Annotated in this window: 17 protein-coding genes; 12 read left to right on the top strand and 5 right to left on the bottom strand. The window is 68.1% G+C overall.

Going from position 1 to position 16,155, the window contains the following annotated elements; genetic code table 11:
* Nucleotides 1-17: 17 nt before the first annotated feature.
* Complete coding sequence (locus LQZ85_RS14535; protein ID WP_230101076.1) at nucleotides 18-2,558, top strand: MMPL family transporter; 2,541 nt, start codon at nucleotides 18-20, stop codon at nucleotides 2,556-2,558.
* A 416-nt stretch (nucleotides 2,559-2,974) separates the two neighbouring features.
* Here the strand turns inward: LQZ85_RS14535 and LQZ85_RS14540 are convergent, their stop codons facing one another.
* From LQZ85_RS14540 to LQZ85_RS14550, 3 genes are read right to left on the bottom strand one after another with little or no spacing between them, the layout of a single operon-like run.
* The gene (locus tag LQZ85_RS14540; protein ID WP_230101077.1) at nucleotides 2,975-3,724 is read right to left on the bottom strand and encodes a TetR/AcrR family transcriptional regulator; all 750 of its coding nucleotides are present in this window, start codon (nucleotides 3,722-3,724) and stop codon (nucleotides 2,975-2,977) included.
* Entirely contained in the window at nucleotides 3,721-4,488 is a 768-nt protein-coding gene (locus tag LQZ85_RS14545) for a tyrosine-protein phosphatase (RefSeq protein ID WP_056275985.1), read from the bottom strand. The genes LQZ85_RS14540 and LQZ85_RS14545 overlap by 4 nt, the downstream gene beginning before the upstream one ends.
* Nucleotides 4,485-4,760, bottom strand: a complete 276-nt coding sequence (locus LQZ85_RS14550; RefSeq protein ID WP_056275983.1) for an ABC transporter permease subunit — start codon at nucleotides 4,758-4,760, stop codon at nucleotides 4,485-4,487. Before LQZ85_RS14550 ends, LQZ85_RS14545 begins: the two co-directional genes overlap by 4 nt.
* Nucleotides 4,761-4,834: 74 nt before the next feature.
* Here LQZ85_RS14550 and LQZ85_RS14555 point away from each other — a divergent pair, with 74 nt between their 5' ends.
* The 5 genes from LQZ85_RS14555 (at nucleotide 4,835) to LQZ85_RS14575 (ending at nucleotide 9,050) form a co-directional block, all read left to right on the top strand.
* Nucleotides 4,835-5,185 (top strand): TraR/DksA C4-type zinc finger protein, encoded by a 351-nt coding sequence (locus tag LQZ85_RS14555; RefSeq protein ID WP_056275980.1) that lies wholly within the window; start codon nucleotides 4,835-4,837, stop codon nucleotides 5,183-5,185.
* Between the two features lie 184 nt (nucleotides 5,186-5,369).
* Entirely contained in the window at nucleotides 5,370-6,152 is a 783-nt protein-coding gene (locus tag LQZ85_RS14560; RefSeq protein ID WP_056275977.1) for a hypothetical protein, read from the top strand.
* On the top strand, nucleotides 6,149-6,874 hold the full coding sequence (locus tag LQZ85_RS14565; RefSeq protein WP_056275974.1) for a hypothetical protein: 726 nt from the start codon (nucleotides 6,149-6,151) through the stop codon (nucleotides 6,872-6,874). Before LQZ85_RS14560 ends, LQZ85_RS14565 begins: the two co-directional genes overlap by 4 nt.
* Nucleotides 6,871-7,713, top strand: coding sequence for an SDR family NAD(P)-dependent oxidoreductase (locus tag LQZ85_RS14570; protein ID WP_056275971.1), 843 nt, complete (start codon nucleotides 6,871-6,873; stop codon nucleotides 7,711-7,713). Before LQZ85_RS14565 ends, LQZ85_RS14570 begins: the two co-directional genes overlap by 4 nt.
* Nucleotides 7,714-8,048: 335 nt before the next feature.
* Nucleotides 8,049-9,050: a magnesium and cobalt transport protein CorA gene (locus LQZ85_RS14575; protein WP_053098377.1), complete on the top strand. Its 1,002-nt coding sequence runs from the start codon at nucleotides 8,049-8,051 to the stop codon at nucleotides 9,048-9,050.
* A 12-nt stretch (nucleotides 9,051-9,062) separates the two neighbouring features.
* On the opposite strand, the gene LQZ85_RS14580 is transcribed toward LQZ85_RS14575, so the two are convergent.
* Nucleotides 9,063-9,596, bottom strand: coding sequence for a hypothetical protein (locus LQZ85_RS14580; protein WP_053098376.1), 534 nt, complete (start codon nucleotides 9,594-9,596; stop codon nucleotides 9,063-9,065).
* 41 nt (nucleotides 9,597-9,637) lie between these two features.
* On the opposite strand from LQZ85_RS14580, the gene LQZ85_RS14585 reads away from it, so the two are divergent.
* The 6 genes from LQZ85_RS14585 to LQZ85_RS14610 all read left to right on the top strand — a co-directional run bounded on the left by LQZ85_RS14585 (nucleotide 9,638) and on the right by LQZ85_RS14610 (nucleotide 14,315).
* On the top strand, nucleotides 9,638-10,369 hold the full coding sequence (locus tag LQZ85_RS14585; RefSeq protein WP_230101078.1) for an SGNH/GDSL hydrolase family protein: 732 nt from the start codon (nucleotides 9,638-9,640) through the stop codon (nucleotides 10,367-10,369).
* 96 nt (nucleotides 10,370-10,465) lie between these two features.
* Nucleotides 10,466-11,830 carry a threonine/serine exporter family protein gene (locus LQZ85_RS14590; RefSeq protein ID WP_230101079.1) on the top strand — a complete coding sequence of 455 codons (1,365 nt, stop codon included), beginning with the start codon at nucleotides 10,466-10,468 and terminating at the stop codon, nucleotides 11,828-11,830.
* Between the two features lie 206 nt (nucleotides 11,831-12,036).
* Nucleotides 12,037-12,396, top strand: coding sequence for a PadR family transcriptional regulator (locus LQZ85_RS14595; protein WP_053098373.1), 360 nt, complete (start codon nucleotides 12,037-12,039; stop codon nucleotides 12,394-12,396).
* Between the two features lies 1 nt (nucleotide 12,397).
* Complete coding sequence (locus LQZ85_RS14600) at nucleotides 12,398-12,769, top strand: DUF1048 domain-containing protein (protein ID WP_053098372.1); 372 nt, start codon at nucleotides 12,398-12,400, stop codon at nucleotides 12,767-12,769.
* The gene (locus LQZ85_RS14605; RefSeq protein ID WP_230101080.1) at nucleotides 12,766-13,551 is read left to right on the top strand and encodes an ATP-binding cassette domain-containing protein; all 786 of its coding nucleotides are present in this window, start codon (nucleotides 12,766-12,768) and stop codon (nucleotides 13,549-13,551) included. The genes LQZ85_RS14600 and LQZ85_RS14605 overlap by 4 nt, the downstream gene beginning before the upstream one ends.
* On the top strand, nucleotides 13,548-14,315 hold the full coding sequence (locus LQZ85_RS14610; protein WP_053098370.1) for an ABC transporter permease: 768 nt from the start codon (nucleotides 13,548-13,550) through the stop codon (nucleotides 14,313-14,315). The genes LQZ85_RS14605 and LQZ85_RS14610 overlap by 4 nt, the downstream gene beginning before the upstream one ends.
* Before the next feature lie 195 nt (nucleotides 14,316-14,510).
* Here LQZ85_RS14610 and LQZ85_RS14615 read toward each other — a convergent pair whose 3' ends face one another.
* Nucleotides 14,511-15,983 (bottom strand): lipase maturation factor family protein, encoded by a 1,473-nt coding sequence (locus LQZ85_RS14615; protein WP_230101081.1) that lies wholly within the window; start codon nucleotides 15,981-15,983, stop codon nucleotides 14,511-14,513.
* Nucleotides 15,984-16,155 lie beyond the last annotated feature (172 nt).

Consider the following 16,155-nt stretch of genomic DNA (forward strand, 5'->3'; position numbering starts at 1 on the left):
GTCTGAAGGAGATCGTTTTGGCTTCACTGCTGTTCCGCCTGGGTTCGTTCGCTGCACGCAAGGCGTGGACGGTGATTGTCTCGTGGGTCATCATCCTCGGCCTGGGTGTCGGCGCGTTCCTCACGCTCGGCGGCACGCTGAGCAACAGCTTCGACATCCCGGGCACCGCCTCCGGCGCTGTGACCGACCAGCTCGCCGAGAAGCTGCCCGACACCGCCGGGGGCACGGGCACGGTGGTCTATCAGACGACCGACGGCTCGGCTTTCACGGAGCAGCAGAAGCAGGAGATCTCCGCGCTCGCGAAGAGCGCCGAAGACCTCGACGGCGTGGCATCCGTGATCGACCCGTTCGACGCGCAGCAGCAGCAGGCCGTGCAGGCGCAGGGTCTCGCCGACGGCAAGGACCAGATCGAGGGTGGCCGGGCGCAGCTCGACGCCGGTCAGACGCAGCTCGACGAGGGTCGCACGCAGCTCGAGGCCGGTCTCGACCAGCTGACCACGGCTCGGTCGCAGGCAGAAGCGGGCGGCGCTCCGGCCCAGCAGCTCGCAGCACTGGATGCGCAGATCGAGGCTCTGAACGCGCAGGCAGCCCAGCTCGATGCGCAGCAGAAGACCATCGACGACTCGCGCGCCGAACTCGATGCGAACGCCGAGAAGGTCGACCTCGGTTCCACGCTCCTCGACCTCACGAACGGCATCGGCGTCGTCTCGGAGGATGGCTCGACGGCCATCGTCAACGTCTCGTTCGAAGACCCCCGTCTCGAACTCTCCGAAGAGGTCAAGCAGGGCACGATCGAGCACTTCGAGTCCTCGCCGATCAAGGGCGTCGAGGTCGACTTCGGCACCGACATCGCGCAGGGCGTGCCCGAGATCTTCGGCGTCGGCGAAGCGATCGGACTCGCATTCGCCGCCGTCGTGCTGATCGTCATGCTCGGCACACTCATCGGTGCAGCACTGCCGATCGTGACGGCCGTCGTCGGCGTGGGCGTCGGCGTGACCGCATCTCTCGCCTTCTCGGGCGTCGTCGACATGGCATCCGTCACCCCCGTGCTCGGCGTCATGCTCGGTCTCGCCGTCGGCATCGACTACTCGCTCTTCATCGTGAACCGGCACCGCAAGCAGCTGCTCAATGGTGTTCCGGTTCGCGAATCCATCGGCCTCGCCACCGGCACCTCGGGAACGGCCGTGGTGTTCGCCGGCACCACGGTGATCGTCGCGCTGCTGGCCCTCAACGTCACCGGCGTTCCGTTCCTCGGACTCATGGGCACGGTCGGCGCGGTCTGCGTCGGCGTCGCCGTGCTCGTCGCCATCACCCTCGCCCCCGCGATCCTCGGTCTCGTCGGAACACGACTGCTCAGCGGCAAGGCTCGCTCCACGATCGGCCAGCCGCACGCCGCGGGCAAGCCCGTGAAGCGGATGTCCACGCTCCGCGCGATCGTCACCGTGCTCGTCAGCGTGATCGCACTGCTGATCGTCGCGATCCCGTCGATGTCGATGCGCCTCGGACTGCCCGACGGCGCGAGCGAACCATCGGATTCGACCAGCTACCGCGCCTTCCACATCGTCGACGAGCAGTTCGGCGAAGGGGCGAACGGTCCGCTGCTCGTCACAGCCACCCTCGACGACGCGGTGAGCGACGACGACCTGCTCGCCACGCAGGTCGAGATCGCCCAGAAGATCGCCGACCAGGACGACGTCGTGGGTGTCGCCCCGATCGCGAACTCCGACGACAACACCCTGCTCGCGTTCCAGGTGCTCCCCGCCGAAGGCCCGAACAGCGCATCGACCGAGAAGCTCGTGCAGGACATCCGCGCCCTGCCGCAGCTCGACGGCGGCATCACCCTCGGCGTCGCCGGGCAGGCCGCGACCAACATCGACATCTCCGAGGCGCTGGCCGCCGTCCTGCCGCTCTACCTCGTGGTCGTGGTCGGGCTCTCGCTGCTCATCATGATCGTCGTGTTCCGCTCGCTGCTCGTGCCGATCATCGCCACCGGTGGCTTCGTGCTCTCGCTGTTCGCGACCTACGGCCTGATCGTCGCCGTGTTCCAGTGGGGCTGGGGCGCCGACCTCATCGGCCTGGACAGCCCGGGGCCCATCCTCAGCTTCCTGCCCGTGATCCTCGTCGGCATCCTGTTCGGGTTGGCGATGGACTACCAGCTCTTCCTCGCCTCGGGGATGCGCGAGGCGTACGTGCACGGAGCCTCGGCACGGGATGCCGTCGCCCAGGGCTTCCGGGCCGGACGTTCGGTCGTCGTCGCCGCGGCGCTCATCATGGTGTCGGTCTTCGGCGGGTTCATCTTCTCGGAGTCGACCATCATCCGCTCGATCGGCTTCGGCCTGGCGTTCGGTGTGCTGCTCGACGCCTTCGTCGTCCGGATGCTGCTCATGCCGGCGCTCATGCACCTGCTCGGCCGGTCGGCCTGGTGGCTGCCGCGGTGGCTCGATCGCATCCTTCCGAACGTCGACATGGAGGGTGCAGCGCTCGAGCGCGAGCACCCGGGAGTCAGGACCGACACGGTGCAGGTCGTGGCGAGCTCGGAGACGCCTGAGGCGCGCTGACGTCGCGGCGGTGACTGTCGCTCGTACTGCCGCTCGGCGTCCCTGCGAAGGAGATCTCGCACAACGAAGGAGTCCATCCGAGGAATGCTCCTTCTGTGCGTGAGATCTCCTTCGGTATGTGAGATCCCTTCGGTATGTGAGATCCCTTCGGTATGTGAGATCTCCTTCGGTGCGTGAGATCCCTTCGGCGCGTGAGATCTCCTTCCGCTGACGTCGCGGCAGTGACTGCCGCTCGGCGTCCCTGCGAAGGAGATCTCGCACAACGAAGGAGCCCATCCGAGGAATGCTCCTTCGATGCGTGAGATCTCCTTCGGTACGTGAGATCCCCTGAGGGCGATTCAGCCGCCATTCGTGACCCAGCCCGCCGTCTGCATCACCTCACCCGGATGCCCGGGTGGGTCCCCGGGACGCGTGGGTCAGGCGACCATCCCGCGCCAGATCGCCTCGACCGCAGCCCGCAGGCGAGCGGCCACCGCAGGGTCGTCCATCCGGTCGCCGCGCACGACGATCTGGTAGCACGCGGTGCCGGCTATCGCATCGAAGCACGCCTCGACGTCGAGGTCGGCCCGCAGCTCGCCACGGGAGATTCCCGCGCGCAACGCGTTCAGGAGCGGCACTCGTCGCCGCGACACGTGCGACTGCCAGTACGCCTTCTGCAGTGCGCGATCCGACATGACGAGTCGGATGCGCTGCCGGAATCGTTCCTCCGCATAGCCGGATGCCGCGACAGACAGCGCCACACCGGTGTCACCGAGACCGAACCCGTCGAACAGCGCCTCGCGCAGGTCGACATGGTCCGGGTATTCGGGCGGAATGGTGCGTCCGACGTCGAGCGCCGCCGCGATCAGCGTCGTGAGCGACGGCCACCGCCGATACAGGGCAGCGCGACTGACTCCGCTCCGCGCGACGACGCGGCTGACGGTGACGTCCTCGCCCGCATCGATGATCTCGAGCGTCGCGGCGACGATCTGCCCGTCCATGTCCTCATCGCGCGGACGGCCGGGGCGGCGGCGGACCGCAGCCCCGGCATCCGACGCGCCCGCAGACTTCGAGCCCACAGACTTCGCGCCCGCAGACGTCGAGCCCGCAGTTCCGACGGCGACCGGAGCGGCACCGACAGCGTCACCCGCGCTCGCGACGCGAGCCTCCAGCTCCACGGTCGTCACGCGGCGAGCGCCCGCTCACGGAGCCGCGCGACAGTCGCATCCGACAGTCCCGCCGCTCGCAGCGGAGCGAGTGCATCGCCGTGTTGCGTGCGGAGGGTGTCGAGCAGGGTGCGCATCGACACCTCCATCGAACCCTCCAGCAGCGACGACGTCGCACCGGCGGCATCCGCGTCGAAGCCGAGCGCCTTCCACATCGCGCCCATCACGGGTGCGGTGCGCTGCATGATCGCGACCATGTTGCCGCCGGTGAGGGCGTAGTCGGCGACGATGTCATCATCAGCCGCGCCGAGGGCGAGCAGCAGCATCGCCGCCACGACTCCGGTGCGGTCGCGCCCGGCCGCGCAGTGGAACGCCGCGGTTCCCGGTGTGTGGGCGATCACGTTCAGCGCGGTGACGAGCTGGGGAGCGGCGACCTCGACCATGCGCAGGTACATCCGGCCCATGGCGTCGTGGCTGAGCTCGGGAGCGTCGCGGTTCATCGACTCCCCGACATCCGCGATCAGCGGCAGGTGGTGGTACGCGACCGGGTAGTCGGCGAGCGGACCCCGCCCCGTGACCGAGACCTCGAGCGGCGAGCGCAGGTCGATGATCGCCGTGAGCCCTGCGGCTACGAGCTGCGACGCGATCTCGGTCGTGACGTAGGCGAGGTCATCCGTGCGGATCGCGAGACCCTCCCGCAGTACTCCCCCCTCGATCGGGATGCCGCCGAGGTCGCGCAGGTTCACGGGGGCGCTGAGCACCAGGTCGATGTCGGCGATGGTCATGTGATTCTCCTTCGGATGAGGGCGCTGCCCTGGTCGATCGCCGTGACGAGCACGATGATGCAGATGATGATGGCGCTGAGGTGGCCGTAGTCGTACATGCGCATGGCGGTGGTCAGCTCGAGGCCGATGCCACCGGCGCCGACGAGGCCGAGGATGGTCGCGCCGCGCACGTTGCCCTCGAACAGCAGCAGCGTGCAGGACGTGAGCAGCGGTGCGCTCTGCGGCCGAATTCCGAGAACATGGGTATTCCAACTCGCGAAGGTGACAGGCAATTACGAGACCGCCGTACTCGAAACGGAACGCTGAATGAACGGCTGGTGTCGGAGGTGCCGCCTAGAGTGTGCGGATGACGTCGGATGCCCGCTCACGCCTCGAGATGCTGCACGCCGAGGCGACGGCGCGCGTCGCATCGACGGCGGCGACCCTCGCCGAGCTGATGCACGATCGCGAAGGCTCGAACGACGACGACGAGCACGACCCCGAGGGCGTCACGCTCTCGTCCGAGTGGTCACGGCTGACCGGGCTCGCCGATGCGGCGGCATCCGAACTCCAGCAGGTCGACGACGCGATCGCACGACTGGATGCCGGCACCTACGGCGTCTGCGCGCACTGCGGCAGGCCGATTCCCGAGGCGCGACTCGAGGTGCGCCCGTTCGCCACGCACTGCGTCGCCTGCGCGGAGAAGCTCGGCCTCTGATCGGCGCCCCGGGGGCTCCATAACTCCGGAGATCCTGTGCACCCCCGCGAGGGCCGCCCGTCTTCTCGGCGCTTGCGAACGAACGTGGTCGCCTGCCAGTCCGGATCTCCGGAGTTGTGGAGCACACGCGCACGCAACCCCGGCCGCCCACGCCGCACAGCCCGAGAAGTAGGCTGAGGGCATCATGGACGAGTTCATCCAGGGCTTCTGGAACTTCGCGGGGCACTACTGGTGGCTCGTCTTCCCCATCATGGGCATGGCCGGCGGCGCCGCGAAGGCGTGGGAGCGCAACTCGAAGCGTCGCCACGAACGTCGCATCGAGACCCTGCGACTGAAGGCCGAGATCAAGACGGCTCAGCTCGAAGCCCGCACCGGAAGGGCGAGGCAGGCGGGACCGGCGTTCGTCGACACTCGTGCTTCCGTCGCACCGAACACCCTGCTCGAGCGGCTCTTCTCCGAGCACGACGAGATCACCGCGCGGTGGCTCGACTACGAGCTCGACGTCGCGAAGCTCATCGCCTTCCCCGCCATGAGCGACGGACGCCAGCCTCTGGTCGCGGCGTTCCTGCGGGCCAAGAGGACGGCGGATGCGCTGCGCCCGCTCTCCGCTGACGCAGCCGTGACGGAGCAGCAGGTGTCGGAGTACCTCGACGCCGTCGGCGCGTACGCCGTCGCATTCGAGATCGCCGAGAAGGATGCCCGGCGGCTGCGCGACTCGACCTTCACCGAACCCGAGCGCAAGCGCCTCGACCGCGCGCAGCAGCTGCTCAAGGTCGCCGTCGACGAGTCGGCCACCCAGGCCGAGCGCAACGTCGCCTACCGACGAGTGCGCGACGAGCTCGAGGGCCTGATCCTGCTCAGCGACGAGGCCGTGCAGGTGCTCGAGAAGCAGGTCGCGCGCGAGCTCCCCGCACATCCGTCAGCCCCGCGCGCGAACACGAACGACGATGGCGAGAATCCCCGATGATCACGAGATTCGAAGAGCTCGACTGGCAGGAGACCCCCATCGGCGAGCTGACGCTGCGTCGCCGCACCGAACCCGCTGTCGGCCAGGAGATCTACGAGGTCAAGCTCGGCGACGAATACCTGATGTCGAGCCTGTTCACGGTGGCGGAGGAGGAGCTCTCGAATCTCGGCCTGGCCGCTGTCGCCGGCGACGACCTCTCCGTGCTGGTCGGCGGCCTGGGGCTCGGATACACGGCGGTCGCGGCGCTGCGTGACGACCGTGTGGCGTCGCTCACCGTGGTCGACCGGCTCGGCGCGGTGATCGGATGGCACCGACGGAAGCTGCTGCCCGTGTCGGCGGAACTCGTCGACGACCCGCGCACGAGCCTGGTCGAGGACGACTTCTTCGCCGTGGTCCGCGCAGCGCCCCCGGAGGGTCACCGCGGCTACTCTGCGATCCTGCTCGATGTCGACCACTCGCCGCGCCACCAGCTCGACCCCACGCACGCCGACCTCTATACCGCGGCCGGCCTGCACGCCCTCGACCGGCACCTCGCCTCCGGTGGCGTCTTCGCACTGTGGTCGGATGATCCGCCCGACGATGCCTTCATGGACGAGATGCGTGCCGTGTTCGACGACGCCGTCGCCCACGTGGTCGACTTCGCGAACGCGGTCACCGGTGGGACGTCGTCCAACACCGTGTACGTCGGGCGCAGCCGCGGCGCGGCGGAGCCGACGTCGTGACCCCGAAGACGGTGGTCCTCACCGGCGCATCCGACGGGATCGGTGCGGCATCGGCACGCCAGCTCGCGGCATCCGGCCACCGACTCATCCTCGTCGGACGATCGGTCGAGAAGACACGCGCTGTCGCCGCGGACACCGGGGCCGAGTGGTTCACCGCCGACTTCGCGCGACTCGACGACGTGCGCGAACTCGCGACGAAGATCGCGGATGCCGTGGGCGACGGCGGCATCGACGTGCTCGCGAACAACGCCGGCGGCATCTTCGGCGATCAGACCCCGACGGTCGACGGCTTCGAGAAGACGCTGCAGGTCAATCACCTGGCGCCGTTCCTGCTGACGAACCTGCTGCTGCCGCAGCTGCGCACCGGTCGCGCGGCGATCATCAACACCTCGAGCGTCGCGCACCGGCTGTTCGCCAAGCTCGACATCGACGACCTCGACAACCGCAAGGACTTCAGCGCGAACCGCGCCTACGGCGATGCGAAGCTCGCGAACGTGCTGTTCACGAAGAGCCTGCACACGAAGTTCCACGGCGAGGGACTCAGCTCGGTCGCCTTCCACCCCGGCACCGTGCAGACCAACTTCGCCTCGGACTCGAACACGCTCATGCGGTTCGTCTACCGCACCCCGCTCAAGCGACTGCTGCTCATCAGCAGCGAGAAGGGCGGCAGCACGCTCAGCTGGTTCGTCGAAGGCACCCCGGATGACACCTGGATCTCGGGCGAGTATTACGACGAGCGCGTTCTGACCCGGCGGGTGAACCCGATGATCGAGGATGCCGCACTGGCCGAGGCCCTGTGGCAGAAGAGCGCCGAACTCGTCGGGATCGACGCCGCCTGACCGCATCCTGATCGCCGGCCGTTCGCCCCGCTGTGTTGCGACCGGAACCACGAGCGGACGCAGCCGGACGGGTGGATCGACCCCCAGCAGGCAGGAGTATGCTGGCACACCGGGTCACATGACCCCTTCAGAGCGCGAGAGGCGGTGATGGCGATGTCCGGTGATAGTTGCGACGCCGCCTTCGTTGCGTCGCGTCTGACGGCATCCGTGCGTTGAGCTCCGGCTCCGCACCTGCACGTCCTGCTCCGCAGCCGTCGGCGGCGTCTTCCGCCCCCTGACGAATACTGCGCACGCCCCCTCTGACCCGGCGTGCGCCTGCGAGAACGGAGCCAGCCATGGCCCTCATCGACAACGGCGTGTACGTCCACGGACGTCGCGTGGAGACCCCGAAGAACCTCGACGAGACCTACCGGTCGCTCGATGCCCACGGCGGCATCGCCTGGATCGGCCTCTACCGCCCGAGCCCTCAGGAGGTCGCCTCGGTCGCGCGCGAGTTCGACCTGCATCCGCTCGCCGTCGAGGATGCCCTCTCGGGTCACCAGCGGTCGAAGGTCGAGCGCTACGGTGACACGCTCTTCGCCGTGCTGCGCCCCGCCCGTTATCGCGACGAGCAGGAGTCGATCGAGTTCGGCGAGCTGCACCTGTTCGTCGGCCCCGACTTCGTGGTGACCATCCGACACGCCGAGTCGCCCGACCTCGTGGGCGTGCGTCGTCGCATGGAGGCGCACCCCGACCTGCTCGCGATGGGCCCCGAGGCCGTGTTCTACGCGATCCTCGACGAGGTCGTCGACGGCTATGAGCCCATCGTCACGGGCCTGCTGAACGACATCGACGAGATCGAGGACCAGCTCTTCGGCGACAGCGACGACGACGCCCTCTCGCGGCGCATCTACGAGCTCTCGCGCGAGGTCATCAACTTCCAGCGCGCGGTGCACCCCCTCGCCGGGATGCTGGAATGGTTGCGCCGCGGATCCGAGAAGTACCGCATCGATGAAGAGCTGCAGCGCTCACTCCGCGACGTGCTCGACCACGTCATCCGCGTGAATGAGCGGGTCGACTCGTTCCGCGCGATCCTCGAGAACGCCCTCACGGTGCAGTCGGCTCTCGTCGCACGCCGGCAGTCGGATGCGAGCCTCGCCCAGAACGACGAGATCAAGAAGATCTCGTCGTGGGCGGCGATCATCTTCGCGCCCACCCTCGTCGGCACGGTCTACGGCATGAACTTCGACGTCATGCCCGAGCTGCACTGGGCGCACGGTTATCCGATGGCGATCGGCGCGATGGCCGCCTTCGCGGTCGCCCTCTACGGGGTGTTCAAGTACAAGAAGTGGCTGTGACCCGCGGCGGGCTCAGCGGTCGTCGCCGCTGAGCCTGTCGAGCAGCTCGTCGAGATCGTCGAACTCCAGGACCTCGACGTCAGCGGCATCCCGGTCGCGCACCTCGATGTTCGCGACTTCGAGGTCGTCGTCGAGCTGCACCAGGATCCGCGAGTCCGGGAACTGCTTCGGCGCATCGAAGGCGATCAGCACGGCATCGGCGAACACCACCACCGAGGTGGCTTCGAGGTCGTCGCGCAGGTCGACCTGCTCGATCACCGGCTCGTCGTCGACGGCCTCGTCGATGTCGTCGGCGACCTCGTCGATCACCGCCCGCCACCGGGTCTCGGACACCGACAGGATGCGGGTGATCGCCGCGATCAGCGCGTCGTCGTCGAGGGTCTCCTCGTCGTCCTCCAGCTCGGGGTCGACGTTGACGGTGACGACCGCGCCGGCGGCATCGATGGTGGCCCGCCCGTAGACGAGACCGTTCTCGGCGACCGGATCATCGAGCAGTCCGCTGTCGACGATGCGGGCGAGGAGAGTGTCGAGCAGTGGGGAGGACATGGCACCAGTCTTCCACTCTCGCCGCCGCTAGGCTCTAGGGCGTGCCGAATGCTGACTCCGCTGCCTCCGCCGCATCCGACCTCCGCCGCATCGCGGCTTCCCTCGCGGGAGCCGAGCCGCTGAACTGGGTCATCACCGGAGACTCCATCACGCACGGCCTGCTGCACACGCAGGGCGGGCGCAGCTACTCCGAACATCTGCACGAGCTGATCCGCGGCGAGCTCGGGCGTGTGCGCGACATCGTGATCAACACCGCGATCAGCGGCAACCGGATCATCGACATCCTCGACGACTGGGACCGCCGCGTCGCGTCATGGCGACCCGATCTCGTGACGCTGATGATCGGCACGAACGATGCCTCCGACGGCGGGCCCCGTGTCGTCATCGGAGCCGACGACTACGCCAGCTCACTGCGCGAGTTCGTCGCGCGGGTCAGGGCGCTGGGGGCCATCCCCGTGCTGCAGACCCCGCCGACCATCGACACGGCGAACGCGCCCGAACGCGCCCGGATCGCCGAGTTCGCGGATGCCGTGCGCACCGTCGCGGCATCCGAGGACGTGATCCTCGTCGACCAGCACGCGCGCTTCACCGAGCTGGGCAACGGCGGAGTTCCGTGGGGGCTGATGGGCGACCCGTTCCATCCGAACGCCGCCGGTCACGCCGCGCTGGCTCTCGAACTCGCGAACGCCCTCGACATCTGCCCGCAGCCCGAGGCCGATCGCACCCTGCCGCTGCTCGAGGCGCAGGTCGCGATGGCGCGCCTGAACGGCTGATCGCGGCGGTCGCCCCGCCCGGGTGAGATCACCCCCCGCGGCGCCCCGAACCCCAATACGCTGAGCGCATTCGCAGACGACAGCGGGGGTGGCGACGTGTCTCATGTGGTGGCGACGGGCGCAGGCAAGGCCATGATGGAGCGTCGGAACGATCCGACGCACGACTACATCCTCGGGCTCACCCGCAAGGAGAGACCTCGAGTGCTGTTCGTCGGCACGGCGACGGGCGATGACGCGGCATACATCGTGAGCTTCTACGCGACGTACGACTCGGACCGCTGCGCACCGCATCATCTGCCCCTCTTCCACCGATCGATCGACGACGGCGACGACGAGGAATCGCGAGTCGCGATCCGGTCGGCGACCAACGCCTCGTTCCGCTTCGACCAGATCGCGGCCCTGTACGAGTTGATCGCGCAGGCGCGCACCGCCTCGGTGTCGCCGCTCGACGGCATCCGTCGCCTGAACGAGATCGGGGCGATGCGTCCACGGCTGGGCTGGGTCACCCGCACGTTCGGGCATGCCGTGCTGACGACCGGCTTGGCGCTGCTGCTCGCCCCCACCTGGCAGGGCGCGATCGTCGCCTTCGTCCTGGGTGCGGGCATCGGGCTGCTCAAGCTCGTGCGCTCGCCCACCCTGCAGCTCGTGATGCCGATCGCCGCGGCGTTCGTGTGCGCCGCCGCGGTGTTCCTGCTCGCCGAGGTCATCGAGATCGGCGATCCGATCCGGCTGCTCATCGCCCCGTTGGTCACCTTCCTGCCCGGAGGCGTGCTGACGACCGCGACCGTCGAGCTCGCGGCGGGGCAGATGATCTCGGGCGCCTCGCGTCTGATCTACGGCTTCGTGCAGCTCGCCCTGCTGGCATTCGGCATCCTGGCGGCAGGCACCGTCGTGGGTGTCGAATCGCGCTCCTACGAGCCGCTCGAAGCGGCATCCTTCCTGCCGTGGTGGGTCGCGCTGATCGGCATCCTGGTGTTCGCGCTCGGCAACTATCTGCACTTCTCGGCCCCCACCTCGACGTTCGGGTGGGTGCTGCTGGCGCTCGTCGTCGCGTACATCGGACAGTGGGTCGGCACCGCGCTGCTCGGCGCGACCCTCGGCGGATTCGTCGGGGCCGTGGCGATGGCACTCGTGGTGTTCTGGATCGCCTCGCTGCGCCGCGGCGTCCCGGCGCAGATCACGTTCCTTCCCGCGTTCTGGCTGCTCGTACCCGGCGCTGCGGGACTCGTCGGACTCACCGAGGCAGTCGCCACCGACAGCGGCCTCGCCGACTTCATGGCGGCGCTGCTGTCGATCATGTCGATCGCGCTCGGAGTGCTCATCGGCACCGCGCTGTATCGGGTGGTGCACCACGGGGCCGAGGAGATCGTGCAGTTCGCCGTCGCTCCGCCCACGGTGGTGTCCGAGGCGCCGCGGCGGTTGCTCGACCGGCTGCTGCCCTGGCGGCGCGCTCGCGACTGAGCCGCGCTCGCGACTGAGCCCGGCCGCGGATCGCTCAGCCACCCGGGCGGCAGCAGCCCGCGCAGCACGAAGCGCGACCGTCAACGCGGCCACCAGGAGGCTTCCGAGAAAGTTCAGTATTCGGTGTTGCTAAGTACCGGTACTCAGTGTTACTTTGTACCGGTACCCAGCAACACTGAGTACCGAACCAACGAAAGGAGGCTCTCATGGGCAAGCAGATGACCGAGATGCTCAAGGGCACACTCGAGGGCATCGTCCTGGCACTCCTCGCCGAGCAGCCGGCTTACGGCTACGAGATCACCAGCCGCGTGCGCGATCACGGATTCACCGACATCGCCGAGGGCACGATCTACGCACTGCTGGTGCGCGTCGAGCAGAAGAAGCTCGTCGACGTCGAGAAGGTCCCGAGCGAGAAGGGACCGCCCCGCAAGGTGTACTCCCTGAACGCCGCAGGCACGCAGGAGCTCGAGGAGTTCTGGAAGACGTGGAGCTTCCTCTCCGAGCACATCGAACAGCTGAACACGAACAGCACGAACAGCACGAACACGAACAACAAGGAGAACTGACATGGCCGCCAAGTGGATCGAAGCGCTCACCGGATCGCTCGAGCAGAAGAAGCAGTACCGCGATGCGAAGAAGCGCATCGACGCCCTCCCCGAGCCGTATCGCACGGTCGCCAACGCCCAGCACCGCTACACGATGTACTACGGGGGCATCACCGACGGCGACATCCTCGTGCAGATCTTCCTCGACCTCGCCGATCTGTGGGAGCGCGCCGCCATAGACGGCACCCCGATCGACGACATCGTCGGCGACGACCCCGTCTCGTTCGCCGAGACCTACGCCGAGGCGTACGGCGGAACCCACTGGATCGACAAGGAGCGCGCCCGCCTCGTCACGGCGGTCGACGACGCGAAGAAGAAGGAGTCACGATCATGAACGCACCAGCGATCGCCGTTCGCGGCATCGAGAAGTCCTACAAGGACCTCCACGTGCTGCGAGGCGTCGACTTCGAGGTCGAGAAGGGGACGATCTTCGCCCTCCTCGGCTCGAACGGCGCCGGCAAGACGACGATGGTCCGCATCCTCTCGACCCTGCTGAAGTCGGATGCCGGTGCAGCCGCCGTGCAGGGGATCGACGTGGCCGCCGACCCGCTCGGCGTGCGTCAGCGCATCAGCCTCACCGGGCAATTCGCCGCAGTGGACGAGATCCTCACCGGACGCGAGAACCTCGTGCTCGTCGCCCAGCTGCGCCACCTGCCCGACCCCGGAACGGTGGCCGACGAACTGCTCGCGACGTTCCGGCTGACGGATGCCGGGGGCCGCAAGGTCGGCACCTACTCCGGCGGTATGCGCCGCCGACTCGACATCGCGATGAGCCTCGTCGGGAATCCCGAGGTGATCTACCTCGACGAGCCGACCACCGGTCTCGACCCCGAGGCCCGCATCGAGGTGTGGGACGTCGTGAAGAAGCTCGCGAACACCGGCACCACCGTGCTGCTCACCACGCAGTACCTCGACGAGGCCGAGCAGCTGGCCGACCGCATCGCGATCCTGCACGAGGGTCGGATCATCGCCAACGGCACCCTCGCCGACCTCAAGCGGCTGCTGCCCGCGGCGAAGGTCGAGTACGTCGAGAAGCAGCCCACCCTCGAGGAGATCTTCCTCACTCTCATCGGACCGAAGTCGGGTTCGACCACCGGAAAGGAGAACGCAGCATGAGCACGCACTTCGCCGCCGATACGGCGACACTCACCGGCCGCTCGATGCGGCACATCTTCCGCAGCCCCGACACGATCATCACGACGGCGGTCACCCCGATCGCCCTGATGCTGCTGTTCGTCTACGTCTTCGGCGGGGCTCTGCAGACGAGCACCGGAGTCGACAACTACGTGAACTACCTGCTTCCGGGCATCCTGCTGATCGCGATCGCGTCCGGCATCGCCTACACGGCGTTCCGGCTCTTCACCGACATGCAGAGCGGCATCTTCGAGCGCTTCCACTCCATGCCGATCGCCCGATCGAGCGTGCTGTGGGCGCACGTGCTCACATCACTCACCGCGAACGCCATCACCCTCGCGATCATCTTCGCGGTCGGGTTCGTGATGGGATTCCGCACCGGGGCGAGCGTCTGGGCCTGGCTCGCCGTCATCGGCATCCTGATGCTGTTCACCCTGGCGCTCACGTGGCTCGCGATCATCGCGGGGCTCAACGCCAAGACGGTCGACGGGGCGAGCGCGTTCTCGTATCCGCTGATCTTCCTGCCGTTCATCAGCTCGGCCTTCGTGCCGACCGACACGATGCCGGGTCCGGTGCAGTGGTTCGCCGAGAACCAGCCGGTCACCTCGATCGTCGACACCATCCAGGCGCTGTTCGCCGAGCAGCCGGTCGGCACCGACATCTGGGTCGCTCTCGCCTGGTGCGTCGGCATCCTGGTCGTCGCCTACGTGTTCGCGATCATCTCGTACCGCAAGAAGGTCAGTTGAACGTCTGCAGTGAGACGGAACGCTCCGTCCGGGCCCCGCGCCCGGCCGGGGCGTTTCGCCGCGCTCGGCATGCCTTCATGCGGGAGGAGATCTGCGATTCGGAGGATGAGTCTCGGCAATATGCCCTCCCGATCGCAGATCTCCTCCGGAACGATGGTGGGGGATGCCGGGCGCCGGATGCCGGATGCCGGATGCCTACCGCAGCCCGAGGGGACCGAGCACGACGGACTGGCGCGTGCGCACCCACACCCCGGCGCCGTCGCGCCGTTCGGCCCGCGTCGCGAAGCGGTAGCGGTATGACACGGCGCGCACCCACCGCGGCGGCTCACCGTCGAACGGGTCGGACCGCAGCAGAGCGAGCGTCGGAGCATCGGCCTCGAGCAGTCGCAGCAGGAAGACCGTGAACCAGTCGTCGAGCGAACGGCCGAGCGGCAGGAACCACATCAGCCAGTCGAGGCGCAGATGGTACGGCGCGAACTGCCCCGGGATGCGTCGCACGTCGCCCGGCTTTCCCTTGAACTCGTACTCGCGCCACAGCAGACCGTCGTCGTCGACCGATCCCTCGACGACGATCTCGACCCGCTGCTTCGTGACCGTGCCGAACGCTCCGTAGGCGTTGCCGATCTGCCACCGGTTGAAGCTCGCGTTCATCAGCTGCCGCCGCGCGAACAGGTTGCGCAGGGCGGGCCCGCTCAGCGCCACGACGAGCACGCCCACGGCCGCCGTGAGCACGAACCAGTACAGCGGGATGCCGGGCCACAGCGTGTCGTCCATCGCATCGTCGCGCGGCGCCGCGCCCACCCCCGGCAGTCCGATCGCCGAGAAGGCGATCACGATCGTCACCCAGTTCAGCCAGGCGAAGTTGCCTGTCGCGACGAGCCACACCTGGGTCGCGATCATGATCGTCGCGGCCACCGCCCCGACGATCTGGGGCACGGGCCCGGGAATCCAGACCGACAGCAGCGGAGCGAACACGAAGAAGGGCACGACGAGCTGGGCGACGTGGTTGCCGACGACCTCGGCGCGATGGAACCACCGTGGCAGCAGGTGGGCCTGCCTGCTGAGCGGCCCCGGCATGGGCTGCGTCTCGTGGTGGTACATCAGCGCCGTGAGATCACGCCACTCCCGCCCGCCGCGGATCTTGATCATGCCGGCACCGAACTCGACGCGGAACAGCAGCCACCAGAACAGCACGATCACGACGGTCGGCGGCGGCTGATCGTTCGAACCGAGGAAGGCGGCCAGGAACCCCGCCTCGAGCAGCAGCATCTCCCAGCCGAACGAGTAGAAGGTCTGACCGATGCTGACCACCGACATGTATCCGAGCCACAGCGCGAGGAAGCACAGCATCGGCACCCACGGCGGACCCCACTGCGGGATGCCGACGACCAGCGCCGCGGACACGACGATCCCTGCCCCGCACAGCAGTCCGAGCCTGCGGTCGGAGTACCGGATGCGGAGGAAGAGGGTCGGATGCAGCATCCGCCGCCGTGACTCCTTCTGCCCGATCCAGTCGAGCAGCGCCGGTGCCGGCAGCAGCCCGTGCTCGCCGAGCAGCGGTCGGAACTGGTTCAGAGTCGAGATGAACGCGACGAGATAGAGCGCCGCGACGCCCCGTTGCAGGACCTCGCGGGCGAACCCGAAGTCGACTGCCGCGAACCCGTCCACGGCCACAGGCTAACCCCGGGTGCGACAGGTCGAAGAGGGGGTTGCGCGTGCCGGGTGGCGCCGTGTCGGGAGTCGCCGTGTCGGGAGACGACCAGCGATCGGGAGGAGAACGGCGATCGGGAGGAGGATCCACCGGGGACCCCCCTCCCGACCGCAGATCTCCTCCCGATCG

Origin of the sequence: Microbacterium sp. Bi98, assembly GCF_918698045.1 — a bacterium.
GTDB lineage: Bacteria > Actinomycetota > Actinomycetes > Actinomycetales > Microbacteriaceae > Microbacterium.